This window comes from Pseudomonas orientalis, assembly GCF_022807995.1.
Lineage (GTDB): Bacteria > Pseudomonadota > Gammaproteobacteria > Pseudomonadales > Pseudomonadaceae > Aquipseudomonas > Aquipseudomonas orientalis_B.
Window position 1 is genome coordinate 5,687,031 of record NZ_CP094351.1, and the last position, 12,189, is coordinate 5,699,219.

Here is a 12,189-nt window from a genome sequence, read left to right on the forward strand (position 1 = left end):
AAGTGAATACTGCAATGAATCTAAATCTGCTGACTCTGCAAGAAAGTGACGCATCTGCTCTGAGAGATGGCGTTCGTGTACGTCAACTGAGCCATCACGTTACCCAGATATTCATGACGTTGCTGCCCAAGGTCGAGCTAAACGGTAGTAGCAAAATAGTTGTTTCGTTGGGACCTCGCGGAGACGAAGATGTATTTGATAATGTCTTAGGCGTGACTAATATCTTCGTTGAACATTTCGACTTCAAACAGTTTCTCTCTCTGAACCGCCGCAGCCAGGATGAAAAATTATTGGAAACGTTGCGTCAATCACTCATTCTTATTGCAACGAAAAAAGAAGACAATCAAGCCATTGTTGATGTTATCAACTCAACCGCTGAGGCCGTATTAAAAACAAATTTTGAACTAGAAACTCAAATCAAAAAGCTCTCAAAAACCAGCAAAAATAAAAAATCCAAGATAAATGTGTATCGAGTGCTCAATGCTGCAGTCGGTGAAGGCTGGTATTGTGAAGAGCTCTTCCCGGCACATAAAAAAAGCTGGATGCATGAGCTGCCCGGCTTTATTGACCGGAGCGACTTATTCAAAACCGCGGAAATCAATGACTCTGCTTATAAAATCAAAAATCGTCTCGGCAAAGTGGTTTTTGAAATTGCTCTTTGATAACGACATCCCTTACTCAGCCAATAAAATTCAAGGCTATCTTGTAGAAAAGTAGAAAAAGGGAAAGATTTATTTAAAGATCGCCTAGCCAAGCAATTGCGAAAATAAATCCGTCCCCTTCTCCCTTTTCTCAAGCAGATCGCTGCGGAAAATAATATGTATCTACTGGACATCAGCGAAAGTTACTCAGAAGTTTACTGGTTTAAATACGACCAGAAAATCTCGCCCGACCATCTATTATTTATAGGCGGTAAAAAACAATCATCCGTTGTTACTACGCCGACCTTTATAAATAAAAAAAAGATCAGCAAAGCTCGCTTGCTGTCATTCGATCTTCTGCAAAGTGATACGCTTGAATTCGCCAGTAATGCGATGGCTACCGTACTACGCGAATACCCGGATGATGTTCAGCTCTTCCCTGCAAACGTATACCTTAAGGAAGATAAGCTAGACGGTTACTATGTATTCAATGTGATCCAAACGCTACCTTGCATTGACTTGGAGCACTCTCAATATGGCCCCATGTTCAGTTTTATGCCCGAAGGACCTCTGATATTCACAACCCTTCAAAGCCTACAACCTGCTGCTTTAAAGGGTCATCACATCGTTAGAGCTAAGGAAAGCTCGCAGCGCATTTTCGTCTCCCTTCAATTCAAACAGCATTGTGAGGCCTCGGGGCTCAAAGGACTGCGGTTCATAGACTGCTCCCAAGCTATTCAAGTCTGACTCACAGGGATGCCCCTTACACCACTCACAAAAAATGGGCACCCAACCCAGTCGGCGTGCCCATCTTCTTTACCGCCCCGCCTCCCTTCGAGACGGTACCGCTTAACTTATGGGTTGACGCTGTCTTTGAGCGATTTACCCGGCTTGAACGCAACGGTATTGCTGGCCTTGATCTTCACCGGCTCACCGGTTTGCGGGTTCTTGCCGGTGCGGGCGCCGCGGTGGCGTTGCAGGAAAGTGCCGAAGCCGACCAGGGTGACGCTGTCCTTGCGGTGCAGGGCGCCGGTGATTTCTTCGAGAACGGCGTTGAGGACGCGGTTGGCCTGTTCCTTGGTGAGATCGGCCTTTTCAGCGATGGCGGCGGCGAGTTCTGGTTTACGCATATGTGAAGCCTCTTTGACGGTTTTTTGTTGTTATGTCCGTGCTGCTCTCTGGTGGAGCAGCGCCAAGGCGCCGCAGGCTCTACTCTGCGGCAGACGGGAGTGAGGATGGCATGCCGTCGCACGCTCCGCCAGCCTCGCCGCGACCTTTCTACGGGTAAGAAGAGGCTGATTCCGACAGAACGACCGACATTTACGCCAGCAGCGGCGGAAGTTCCTTATTCAACGCCAGTTTTTCCATCACAGCGCTGCCGGTCAGCGCGTAGCCCAGCAGACGACCGCCGGCGTCGCGGCACAGGGCCTTGATGTCGGCGCCCTCGCCTTCGACACTCCATACGCCTTCGCTACCCCGTGGCGGCGGCGAGACCACCAGCGGGCAGACCGGGGTTTTCACGGTGATGGGCATCGGCCCGTAGCTCACGGCCGTAGCGTTGCCGGCCAGGGTCTGGGCCAAGGCGCGGGCGCAGGTCATCAGGGGCATGACGTACAGCAGGTTCAAGCCATCGACCTCGGCGCAGTCGCCCAGGGCGTAGATATTGGCGTGGGAGGTCTTGAGGTGGCGGTCCACCACGATGCCGCGGTTGATCTGCAGGCCGGCCGCCGCCGCCAGGTCGATGCGTGGGCGCAGACCGATGGCGGAGACCACCAGGTCGCACTGGATCACTTCGCCGTCCGACAGATGGGCTTCGAGACCATCGCTGTTGCGTTGCAGACGATTGAGTACCGGCCCCAGGTGGAAACGCGCGCCAATGCCTTCCAGCCCGGCCTGCACCGCAGCCGCAGCCGCCGGGTGCAGCAGGGTCGGCATGACCTGCTCGCACGGCGCGACCAGATCGACTTCATAGCCGCCCAGGATCAGGTCGTTGGCAAATTCGCAGCCGATCAGGCCGGCGCCGAGCAACAGGACGCGGCGTTTGCCGGCGGCGGCGGCGCGAAAGCGCGCGTAGTCTTCAAGATCGTTGATCGGGAAAATCAGCTCGGCGGCGTCACCCTCGACCGGAACACGCACGGTCTCGGCACCCCAGGCCAGGATCAGGTCGCGGTAGGTCACCGACTCTTCGCCGATCCATAAGCGCTTATGGCCCGGATCGATGCCGCTGATACGGGTGTGGGTGCGCACCTCGGCCTTGAGTTGCTCGGCCATGGCGCCAGGTTCGGCCATGCTCAGGCCATCGGCTTCCTTGTTCTTGCCAAAGCCGGTGGAGAGCATGGGCTTGGAGTAGGAACGCCCGTCATCCGCGGTGATCAGCAGCAAGGGGGTGTCGCTGTCGAGCTTGCGAAACTCCCGGGCTACGTTGTAACCGGCCAATCCTGTGCCGATGATCACGACAGGTGAGTTCATTCCTTTCTCCTTGTAGTACGTTTCGTAAACTTCAAATTAGCCGATTTCGATCATTTCGAAATCCATTTTTCCCACGCCGCAGTCCGGGCACAGCCAGTCTTCCGGGACGTCCTGCCACAGGGTGCCCGGAGCGATTCCGTCATCCGGCCAGCCATCTTTTTCGTCATAGATCAGGCCACAGACGATACATTGCCACTTCTTCATTTACTTACTTCCTCAGGGTCCAGGCATCTTGGCCGACGGTCGATAGACCAGCGCTGCCGCTCGGCTCAGGGCGTTTTGTACTGATCGCAGCCGGCAGATGCAAGCACGATCGGCGCAAACGGCGGGTTCAGCGCGGCAAAAGTTCAGGACGCCATGGTAAGCTCGCCGCCTCTTTTGCCGCCAATATTGACTTGCCGTGCCGCACTCAATTGCCCCTTCTTATGCTTGCCGATGGCTGCCCCAGAGCCTTCTGAGCCCGATGCCTGCGCCCTTGACCCTCGATTGGCTGTTCGATGAAGGCTCGCTGACGCGGCGGCTGACAGGGCTGTCCGATAACGGCTTCAGCGTGACGCCGCTGCTCGAAGGCTGGCAACCGTTGCGCGACGATGAATGTGCGGCGCTGGGGCTGCCCCACGCCACGGTCGGCTGGGTGCGTGAGGTGTATTTGCGCGGGCATGGCCAACCCTGGGTGTTTGCCCGCAGTGTCGCGTCACGCGGGGCATTGCAGGATGACGGCTTGCATATGGATGAGTTGGGCAGCCGCTCGCTGGGCGAGTTGTTGTTCTGCGACCACGCCTTCACCCGCCAGCCGATCGAGGTGTGCCATTACCCGGCAAGCTGGCTGCCCGCTGCGGATCAGGCCGACGGACTGTGGGCGCGGCGTTCGCGCTTCGATCGCGGTGCGCTGAGCGTGCTGGTGGCGGAAGTCTTCCTGCCGAGTTTCTGGCAGGTGCTGCATGATCGTCCGGAGAACCGCTGATGTACCAACGTGTGCTCAAATCCTTGAATCGCCTGAACCCCAGGGCCTGGGATTTCATTCAACTGACGCGCATGGACAAGCCCATCGGCATCTACCTGCTGCTGTGGCCGACGCTGTGGGCGCTGTGGATCGCCGGCAAAGGCTCGCCGTCGCTGCTCAATATCGTGATTTTCGTGCTGGGTGTAGTGCTGACCCGTGCCGGTGGTTGCGTGATCAACGACTGGGCCGACCGCAAGGTCGACGGCCATGTGAAACGCACCGAGCAACGCCCGCTGGTCAGCGGCAAGATCAGTTCGAAAGAGGCGCTGGTGTTTTTTGCGCTGCTGATGGGTATCAGCTTCCTGCTGGTGCTGCTGACCAACGCCAGCACCATCCTGCTGTCCCTTGGCGGACTGGCGCTGGCGGCAAGCTATCCGTTCATGAAGCGCTACACCTATTACCCGCAGGTGGTGCTGGGCGCGGCTTTTTCGTGGGGCATGCCGATGGCGTTCACCGCAGAGACCGGCCATCTGCCGGCCGAGGCGTGGCTGCTGTACATCGCCAACCTGTTGTGGACGGTGGGTTATGACACCTATTACGCGATGACCGACCGCGACGACGACTTGAAGATTGGTGTGAAATCCACCGCGATCCTGTTCGGTGATGCTGACCGTGTGATCATCTTGACCCTGCAGGGCCTGGCGCTGATGTGCCTGTTGCTCGCCGGCGCTCGGTTCGAGCTCGGCGGCTGGTTCCACCTGGGGTTGCTGGCGGCGGCGGGCTGTTTTGCCTGGGAATTCTGGTACACCCGGGACAGGGACCGCATGAAGTGCTTCAAGGCGTTTTTGCACAACCACTGGGCGGGGTTGGCGATTTTTGTGGGGATTGTGGTGGATTACGCGGTTCGCTGAGAGGTTTGCGGTGGCTGTTGCGGCGCCATCGGGGGCAAGCCCCCTCCCACAGTTGATGAGTGAACGCCTTCAAATGTGGGAGGGGGCTTGCCCCCGATGATTTCAGCAGCGCCGCGCAGTCAAGGCTTGATGATGTGCCAAACCCCACCCTTGCCATCCCCGGTCTTGTCCCCGGCTTTCTCGTCATCCTTGTAGGTGTACACCGGCTTGCCTTTGTAGGCCCATTGACTGGTCTGATCGTCGCGAGTAATCACCGTCCAGTCGCCCGCCGTGGTATCCGTAGACTCGGCCTTCAGCGGCGGCCAATTGGTCGCGCACTGGTCCTTGCACACGGACTTGCCATCGGCGTCCTTGTCGAAGGTGTAGAGCGTGAGGCCTTTGTGATCAACCAGCATCCCGTCTTTCTTCATCGCAGGTTCTGCGGCCAAAGCCAGGCCCGGCAGCGTCAACGCGGCGGTTACCAGCAGGGCTTTCCAGGAAATCGTGCTGTAAGTCATCGGAACCTTCCTTTTGCGGTTGTCAGGATTCGGACCCCTAGCGTAGTCCAGAGAGGCGCAGAATGCTCTAGCGACTAAATTACTGTCACACGACTGCAATAATTCCGTTATCTAATGCGGCGCAAGACAGTTAAATGACAAAGAGGATTTTTGAGCATGGTTGGCAGGAGCATTCTGATTGTTGACGACGAAGCGCCCATTCGCGAGATGATCGCCGTTGCGTTGGAAATGGCCGGCTACGACTGCCTGGAGGCGGAGAACTCCCAGCAGGCCCATGCCATTATCGTCGACCGCAAGCCGGATCTGATCCTGCTCGACTGGATGCTGCCCGGCACCTCCGGTATCGAACTGGCCCGGCGCCTCAAGCGTGACGAGCTGACCGGGGATATCCCGATCATCATGCTCACCGCCAAGGGCGAAGAGGACAACAAGATCCAGGGCCTGGAGGTCGGCGCCGATGACTACATCACCAAGCCTTTCTCCCCTCGAGAGCTGGTAGCGCGCCTCAAGGCCGTGCTGCGCCGGGCCGGTCCGACCGATGGCGAAGCCCCCATCGAAGTCGACGGCCTGATCCTGGACCCGATCAGCCACCGCGTGACCATCGACGGCAAGCCGGCCGAAATGGGCCCGACCGAATACCGTTTGCTGCAATTTTTCATGACCCACCAGGAACGCGCCTACACCCGTGGCCAGTTGCTGGACCAGGTATGGGGCGGCAATGTGTACGTGGAGGAGCGCACCGTGGACGTGCACATCCGCCGCCTGCGCAAAGCCCTGGGCGATGCCTACGAGAATCTGGTACAAACCGTGCGCGGCACGGGCTACCGGTTTTCCACCAAGGGCTGAGCCAGCCGGTTGCAGACTCAAGCGCCTGACTTAACAGCTGACAAGGACGCATGTTCAAGTGAACCAAAACTGGCATGGCACCCTGATCCGCCACATGCTTCTGTTGATCACCGGTTGCCTGCTGGTCGGGCTGATCAGTGGTTATTACGGCTGGAGCCTGGCCATCGGCATCGCGCTGTACCTGGGCTGGACCCTCAAACAACTGCTGCGCTTGCATGAATGGCTGCGCCAGCACAAACCCGACGAAGCACCACCCGACGGCTACGGCCTGTGGGGCGAAGTGTTCGACAGCATCTACCACCTGCAGCGCCGCGACCAACGGGTACGCGGACGCCTGCAAGCGGTGATCGACCGGGTACAGGAATCCACCGCCGCGCTCAAGGACGCGGTGATCATGCTCGACAGCGACGGCAACCTGGAATGGTGGAACCGCGCCGCCGAAACCCTGCTGGGCCTCAAGACCCCCCAGGACAGCGGTCAGCCGGTGACCAACCTGGTACGCCACCCGCGCTTCAAGGAATACTTCGAGCAGGACAACTACGAAGAAGCCCTGGAAATTCCCTCGCCCACCAACGACCGCGTGCGCATCCAGCTGTACCTGACGCGCTACGGCAACAATGAGCACTTGATGCTGGTGCGCGACGTGACCCGCATCCATCAGTTGGAACAGATGCGCAAGGACTTCGTCGCCAACGTCTCCCACGAGCTGCGCACGCCGCTGACGGTGATCTGCGGCTACCTGGAGACGCTGCTGGACAATGTCGAGGAGATCAACCCGCGCTGGAGCCGCGCCCTGCAGCAGATGCAGCAGCAAGGCTCACGCATGCAGACCCTGCTGAATGACTTGCTGCTGCTGGCCAAGCTTGAGGCTACCGATTACCCCTCGGATAACCACCCGGTGGCGGTGCATAGCCTGCTGCAAACCATCAAGAACGACGCCCAGGCGCTCTCCGGCGAACGCGGCCAGCAGATCACCCTGGAAGCCGACCCGACGGTGCTGCTCAAGGGCAGCGAGGGCGAGCTGCGCAGCGCATTCTCCAACCTGGTGTTCAACGCGGTGAAGTACACCCAGGACAAGGGCAATATCCGCATCCGCTGGTGGGCCGACGAACAGGGTGCGCACCTGAGCGTGCAGGATTCCGGCATCGGTATCGACGCCAAGCACCTGCCGCGCCTGACCGAACGCTTCTACCGCGTCGACTCCAGCCGCAACTCCAACACCGGCGGGACCGGGCTGGGCCTGGCGATCGTCAAGCATGTGCTGCTGCGCCATCGGGCACGCCTGGAGATCAGCAGCGTGCTGGGGCATGGCAGTACGTTTACCTGCCATTTTCCGCCAGCGCAGGCGACCCGTTCGCGGCTCGTCGGGGATGACGAATAACTCAGCCATGGCACTAATTTAAATGTGGGAGGGGGCTTGCCCCCGATAGCGGTGTATCAGGACCAGATGTGCTGACTGACACTCTGCTATCGCGGGCAAGCCCCCTCCCACAGTGGTTTTGCATGAATTTGGAGGGCGCATTCCAGGCCCCGCCCGGCAGCAACCACTAGGCAAGCGCCCCATCAGCCGCTACATTGGCCGACTTGCGCCTGCCTTTCAGGCCCGCCTTCCCCCTATTGAACATACGGAACCTGCAAAACCCCATCATGGACCCTTCCCCTGGTATCACCCTCGCTACACTTTTCGCCGATTTCGGCATGATTCTTTTTGCACTGGTCCTGGTACTGCTCAACGGCTTCTTCGTTGCGGCGGAATTTGCCATGGTCAAACTGCGCTCGACCCGGGTCGAGGCCATCGCCCACACCAACGGCTGGCGCGGACAGATCCTGCGCACCGTGCACAGCCAGCTCGACGCCTACCTGTCGGCCTGCCAGCTGGGTATCACCCTCGCCTCCCTGGGCCTGGGCTGGGTCGGTGAGCCGGCCTTTGCGCACATACTCGAGCCGTTGCTGGGCGCCGCAGGCGTAGAGTCGCCGGAGGTGATCAAGGGCGTGTCGTTCTTTGCCGCCTTCTTCGTGATTTCCTACCTGCACATTGTGGTCGGCGAGCTGGCCCCCAAATCCTGGGCCATCCGCAAACCCGAATTGCTGTCGCTGTGGACCGCCGTGCCGCTCTACCTGTTCTACTGGGCGATGTACCCGGCAATCTACCTGCTCAACGCCAGCGCCAACGCCATCCTGCGTATCGCAGGCCAGGGCGAGCCCGGCCCGCATCACGAACACCATTACAGCCGCGAAGAGCTCAAGCTGATCCTGCACTCCAGCCGTGGTCAGGACCCGAGCGACCAAGGCATGCGCGTACTCGCCTCCGCCGTGGAAATGGGCGAACTGGAAGTGGTGGACTGGGCCAACTCCCGGGAAGACTTGGTCACCCTGGATTTCAACGCCCCACTCAAGGAAATCCTGGCGCTGTTCCGGCGCCACAAATTCAGCCGTTACCCGGTGTATGACGCCGTGCGCAACGAGTTCGTGGGCCTGTTGCATATCAAGGACCTGCTGCTGGAACTGGCGGCCCTGGACCATATCCCGGAGTCGTTCAACCTGGCCGAACTGACCCGTCCGCTGGAGCGGGTGTCGCGGCACATGCCGTTGTCGCAGTTGCTGGAGCAGTTCCGCAAAGGCGGCGCGCACTTCGCCCTGGTGGAAGAAGCCGATGGCAAGATCATTGGCTACCTGACCATGGAGGACGTGCTGGAAGTGCTGGTGGGCGATATCCAGGACGAACACCGCAAGGCCGAACGCGGCATCCTCGCCTACCAGCCGGGCAAGCTGCTGGTGCGTGGCGATACCCCGCTGTTCAAGGTAGAGCGCCTGCTCGGCATCGACCTGGACCACATCGAAGCCGAAACCCTGGCCGGCCTGATCTACGACACCTTGAAACGGGTGCCGGAAGAGGAAGAAGTGCTGGAGGTCGAAGGCTTGCGGATCATCATCAAAAAGATGAAAGGGCCCAAAATCGTGCTGGCCAAGGTGTTGATGCTGGACTGACAACCCATTGTGGGAGGGGGCTTGCCCCCGATAGCGGTGGTTCAGTCAGAATAGGTTTGACTGACAGACCGCAATCGGGGGCAAGCCTCCTCCCACATTGGTCAGGCGTTGCCCTGTAAATCAAGCACCCGGCACGAAGTGCTTCTGCGCGGTACCACGGGCGATCAGGCGGGAGATGTAGTCCAGCTTCTGCGCATCCTGGTCGATAAACCGGAAGGTCAGTTGCAGCCAGTCGCTGTCGGGCCTGGGCTCGTAGGCGACGATGGCGTGCAGGTAGCCATTGAGGCGTGCCACTTCAGCGTTTTCGCCCTGTTCGAGGTCGAGCACGGCGCTTTCCAGGACCTGGGGCAGGACCTCACCGCGACGCACCACCAACAACGCCTCCTTGATGCTCAATGCCTTGATCACGCACTGCTGGGTGCCGCCGGCCAGGCGCAACTGGCCCTGGCCACGACCGCCGGCAGGCGACGCAGCCGGAGCGGCGACCACAGGCGCGCTGTTGAGCAGGCCTTTGCTCGGGGCTGCCGCCACCGGCGCCGGCTTGACGGCTTCGGGCTTGCCGCCTGTCAGTGCGCTCAGGGAGTCGTTGCCGAAGGCCGAGTTCATCTTGGTCGGCGCGCTGGCGATCAACGCATCGAGGCGGCCGATCTTGTGCAGGGCCTGTTTGACCTTGTTCAGCAATTGCTCATTGGTGAACGGCTTGCTGACGTAGCCGGACACGCCGGCCTGGATGGCCTGCACCACGTTTTCCTTGTCACCCCGGCTGGTCACCATGACGAACGGCATGGCTTTCAGATGGGCCTGCTCGCGGCACCAGGTCAACAGCTCAAGCCCGGACATCTCCGGCATTTCCCAGTCGCACAGCACCAGGTCGAAGGTCTCGCGCATCAGAATGGATTGCGCCTTCTTGCCGTTCACCGCATCTTCGATCTTGATCCCTGGGAAGTAGTTGCGCAGGCACTTCTTCACCAGGTCGCGAATAAACGAGGCGTCATCCACCACCAACACACTGACTTTACTCATCGACCCTTCATCCTATAAAACCTTGGCTGGCAGTACGCCTGACTGATGGCATTTTGCCAAAACTCTGCAGTCACGGTAGGGCTTATTACGCCCCGTCCGCAATAAATTCCGCTCGCCACAAACGAAAACGCCCGACCAATGGCCGGGCGTTAATTTCTCGGGCAACCTTACTTATCGTCAGATTCGTCCGGAACATTAGGGATAAGATCAGCCTTGCCTTCAACTTCGGCTTTCATGCGCTTGAGGCCCATGTGCCGAACGTCGGTGCCGCGCACCAGGTAAATCACCAACTCCGAGATATTGCGCGCGTGGTCGCCGATGCGCTCCAGCGAGCGCAGCACCCAGATGATGCTCAAGACCCGCGAGATAGAGCGCGGGTCTTCCATCATGTAGGTGGCCAGCTCACGCAAGGCGGTCTTGTATTCGCGATCGATGACCTTGTCGTACTGGGCCACCGACAGCGCCAGGTCCGCATCGAACCGCGCAAACGCGTCGAGGGCATCTCGCACCATGTTGCGCACCTGGTCGCCGATGTGGCGCACTTCCACGTAACCCCGCGGCGCTTCGCCTTCTTCGCACAGCTGGATGGCGCGGCGGGCGATCTTGGTGGCTTCGTCGCCGATACGCTCGAGGTCGATCACCGATTTGGAGATGCTGATGATCAAACGCAGGTCTGAAGCCGCAGGCTGGCGGCGGGCCAGGATGCGCAGGCATTCCTCATCAATGTTGCGTTCCATCTGATTGATCTGGTCATCGATCTCCCGCACCTGCTGGGCCAGGCCCGAGTCGGCCTCGATCAGCGCGGTGACCGCATCGTTGACTTGCTTCTCCACCAGGCCGCCCATCGCCAGGAGGTGGCTGCGCACTTCCTCAAGCTCGGCGTTGAATTGCGCGGAGATGTGGTGGGTAAGGCCTTCTTTGCTAATCATGTTGGCGTCCTTGGAGCGTCCGGTAAGGTGCGGAGAACCGCAGCGTCAGTGCATTCAGAACCACGGCTTCCTAGCCGTAGCGACCGGTGATGTAGTCTTCGGTCTGCTTTTTCGCCGGATTGGTGAACAGGGTATCGGTATCGCCGAACTCCACCAGCTTGCCCATGTACATGAACGCGGTGTAGTCGGACACCCGCGCCGCCTGCTGCATGTTGTGGGTCACGATGACGATGGTGAACTTGGACTTGAGCTCGTAGATCAGTTCTTCGACCTTGAGCGTCGAGATCGGGTCGAGGGCCGAGCACGGTTCGTCGAGCAACAGCACTTCAGGTTCCACGGCGATGGTACGGGCGATCACCAGACGCTGCTGCTGGCCGCCGGACAAGCCGAGGGCGGATTCGTGCAGGCGGTCTTTTACCTCGTCCCACAGCGCCGCGCCCTTGAGCGCCCATTCAACCGCTTCATCGAGGATGCGCTTCTTGTTGATGCCCTGGATGCGCAGGCCATAGACGACGTTTTCATAGATGGTCTTGGGAAACGGGTTGGGCTTCTGGAACACCATGCCCACGCGGCGGCGCAGCTCGGCCACGTCTTCGCCCTTGCGGTAGATATTGGTGCCGTAGAGGTTGATGGCGCCTTCCACGCGGCAGCCGTCCACCAGGTCGTTCATGCGGTTGAACGTGCGCAGCAGCGTGGACTTGCCGCAGCCGGAAGGGCCGATGAAGGCGGTCACGCGCTGCTTGGGGATGTTCATGCTCACGTCGAACAGCGCTTGCTTGTCGCCGTAGTAAAGGCTCAGGCCGGGCACTTCGATGGCCACGGTTTCCTGGGCCAGGTTCAGGCTCTGTTTGTCGCGACCCAGGGCAGACATGTTGATGCCGTGGGAATGGGTGTCGTGTTGCATGGGATGCTCCCTGTGCTGTTGTGTGGGAGGGGGCTTGC

At 59.5% G+C, this 12,189-nt stretch carries 14 protein-coding genes; 7 read left to right on the top strand and 7 right to left on the bottom strand.

Features of this window, described 5'->3' with window-relative positions:
* The first annotated feature begins 14 nt into the window (after positions 1 to 14).
* Entirely contained in the window at positions 15 to 662 is a 648-nt protein-coding gene (locus MRY17_RS25600; RefSeq protein WP_241192227.1) for a hypothetical protein, read from the top strand.
* A gap of 156 nt (positions 663 to 818) precedes the next feature.
* The gene (locus tag MRY17_RS25605) at positions 819 to 1,388 is read left to right on the top strand and encodes an imm11 family protein (protein ID WP_243353048.1); all 570 of its coding nucleotides are present in this window, start codon (positions 819 to 821) and stop codon (positions 1,386 to 1,388) included.
* A gap of 107 nt (positions 1,389 to 1,495) precedes the next feature.
* Here MRY17_RS25605 and MRY17_RS25610 read toward each other — a convergent pair whose 3' ends face one another.
* The 3 genes from MRY17_RS25610 to MRY17_RS25620 form a co-directional block, all read right to left on the bottom strand.
* Positions 1,496 to 1,771 (bottom strand): HU family DNA-binding protein, encoded by a 276-nt coding sequence (locus tag MRY17_RS25610; RefSeq protein ID WP_003213368.1) that lies wholly within the window; start codon positions 1,769 to 1,771, stop codon positions 1,496 to 1,498.
* A gap of 190 nt (positions 1,772 to 1,961) precedes the next feature.
* Complete coding sequence (locus MRY17_RS25615; RefSeq protein ID WP_181285715.1) at positions 1,962 to 3,110, bottom strand: NAD(P)/FAD-dependent oxidoreductase; 1,149 nt, start codon at positions 3,108 to 3,110, stop codon at positions 1,962 to 1,964.
* A 36-nt stretch (positions 3,111 to 3,146) separates the two neighbouring features.
* A complete protein-coding gene (locus tag MRY17_RS25620) occupies positions 3,147 to 3,314 on the bottom strand; it encodes a rubredoxin (RefSeq protein WP_017476746.1) in 168 nt (55 codons plus the stop codon).
* Between the two features lie 196 nt (positions 3,315 to 3,510).
* Here MRY17_RS25620 and MRY17_RS25625 point away from each other — a divergent pair, with 196 nt between their 5' ends.
* Both MRY17_RS25625 and ubiA read left to right on the top strand, forming a co-directional pair.
* A complete protein-coding gene (locus tag MRY17_RS25625) occupies positions 3,511 to 4,074 on the top strand; it encodes a chorismate--pyruvate lyase family protein (RefSeq protein ID WP_243353049.1) in 564 nt (187 codons plus the stop codon).
* On the top strand, positions 4,074 to 4,964 hold the full coding sequence (gene ubiA / locus MRY17_RS25630; protein ID WP_243353050.1) for a 4-hydroxybenzoate octaprenyltransferase: 891 nt from the start codon (positions 4,074 to 4,076) through the stop codon (positions 4,962 to 4,964). The genes MRY17_RS25625 and ubiA overlap by 1 nt, the downstream gene beginning before the upstream one ends.
* A gap of 119 nt (positions 4,965 to 5,083) precedes the next feature.
* Here the strand turns inward: ubiA and MRY17_RS25635 are convergent, their stop codons facing one another.
* Positions 5,084 to 5,461: a COG4315 family predicted lipoprotein gene (locus MRY17_RS25635; RefSeq protein ID WP_191956258.1), complete on the bottom strand. Its 378-nt coding sequence runs from the start codon at positions 5,459 to 5,461 to the stop codon at positions 5,084 to 5,086.
* A 156-nt stretch (positions 5,462 to 5,617) separates the two neighbouring features.
* Here MRY17_RS25635 and phoB point away from each other — a divergent pair, with 156 nt between their 5' ends.
* The 3 genes from phoB (at position 5,618) to MRY17_RS25650 (ending at position 9,295) form a co-directional block, all read left to right on the top strand.
* Positions 5,618 to 6,307: a phosphate regulon transcriptional regulator PhoB gene (gene phoB / locus MRY17_RS25640; protein ID WP_003195617.1), complete on the top strand. Its 690-nt coding sequence runs from the start codon at positions 5,618 to 5,620 to the stop codon at positions 6,305 to 6,307.
* 94 nt (positions 6,308 to 6,401) lie between these two features.
* Positions 6,402 to 7,688 carry a phosphate regulon sensor histidine kinase PhoR gene (phoR, locus tag MRY17_RS25645; protein ID WP_199771673.1) on the top strand — a complete coding sequence of 429 codons (1,287 nt, stop codon included), beginning with the start codon at positions 6,402 to 6,404 and terminating at the stop codon, positions 7,686 to 7,688.
* Positions 7,689 to 7,954: 266 nt separating this feature from the next.
* Entirely contained in the window at positions 7,955 to 9,295 is a 1,341-nt protein-coding gene (locus MRY17_RS25650; protein WP_057726098.1) for a hemolysin family protein, read from the top strand.
* A gap of 120 nt (positions 9,296 to 9,415) precedes the next feature.
* Here MRY17_RS25650 and MRY17_RS25655 read toward each other — a convergent pair whose 3' ends face one another.
* The 3 genes from MRY17_RS25655 to pstB all read right to left on the bottom strand — a co-directional run bounded on the left by MRY17_RS25655 (position 9,416) and on the right by pstB (position 12,151).
* Positions 9,416 to 10,318 (bottom strand): response regulator, encoded by a 903-nt coding sequence (locus MRY17_RS25655; protein WP_191956259.1) that lies wholly within the window; start codon positions 10,316 to 10,318, stop codon positions 9,416 to 9,418.
* Between the two features lie 167 nt (positions 10,319 to 10,485).
* Positions 10,486 to 11,247, bottom strand: coding sequence for a phosphate signaling complex protein PhoU (gene phoU / locus MRY17_RS25660; protein WP_124434521.1), 762 nt, complete (start codon positions 11,245 to 11,247; stop codon positions 10,486 to 10,488).
* A gap of 70 nt (positions 11,248 to 11,317) precedes the next feature.
* Positions 11,318 to 12,151, bottom strand: a complete 834-nt coding sequence (gene pstB / locus MRY17_RS25665; RefSeq protein ID WP_124434522.1) for a phosphate ABC transporter ATP-binding protein PstB — start codon at positions 12,149 to 12,151, stop codon at positions 11,318 to 11,320.
* Positions 12,152 to 12,189: the final 38 nt, after the last annotated feature.

Bases quoted from the DNA above. Each gene is read 5' to 3' on its own strand.
- MRY17_RS25605 (WP_243353048.1), top strand. From the start codon at position 819: ATGTATCTACTGGACATCAGCGAAAGTTACTCAGAAGTTTACTGGTTT.
- phoB (WP_003195617.1), top strand. From the start codon at position 5,618: ATGGTTGGCAGGAGCATTCTGATTGTTGACGACGAAGCGCCCATTCGC.
- phoU (WP_124434521.1), bottom strand. From the start codon at position 11,247: ATGATTAGCAAAGAAGGCCTTACCCACCACATCTCCGCGCAATTCAAC.
- MRY17_RS25655 (WP_191956259.1), bottom strand. From the start codon at position 10,318: ATGAGTAAAGTCAGTGTGTTGGTGGTGGATGACGCCTCGTTTATTCGC.
- MRY17_RS25650 (WP_057726098.1), top strand. From the start codon at position 7,955: ATGGACCCTTCCCCTGGTATCACCCTCGCTACACTTTTCGCCGATTTC.
- pstB (WP_124434522.1), bottom strand. From the start codon at position 12,151: ATGCAACACGACACCCATTCCCACGGCATCAACATGTCTGCCCTGGGT.
- ubiA (WP_243353050.1), top strand. From the start codon at position 4,074: ATGTACCAACGTGTGCTCAAATCCTTGAATCGCCTGAACCCCAGGGCC.
- MRY17_RS25635 (WP_191956258.1), bottom strand. From the start codon at position 5,461: ATGACTTACAGCACGATTTCCTGGAAAGCCCTGCTGGTAACCGCCGCG.
- MRY17_RS25620 (WP_017476746.1), bottom strand. From the start codon at position 3,314: ATGAAGAAGTGGCAATGTATCGTCTGTGGCCTGATCTATGACGAAAAA.
- MRY17_RS25600 (WP_241192227.1), top strand. From the start codon at position 15: ATGAATCTAAATCTGCTGACTCTGCAAGAAAGTGACGCATCTGCTCTG.
- phoR (WP_199771673.1), top strand. From the start codon at position 6,402: ATGCTTCTGTTGATCACCGGTTGCCTGCTGGTCGGGCTGATCAGTGGT.
- MRY17_RS25610 (WP_003213368.1), bottom strand. From the start codon at position 1,771: ATGCGTAAACCAGAACTCGCCGCCGCCATCGCTGAAAAGGCCGATCTC.
- MRY17_RS25615 (WP_181285715.1), bottom strand. From the start codon at position 3,110: ATGAACTCACCTGTCGTGATCATCGGCACAGGATTGGCCGGTTACAAC.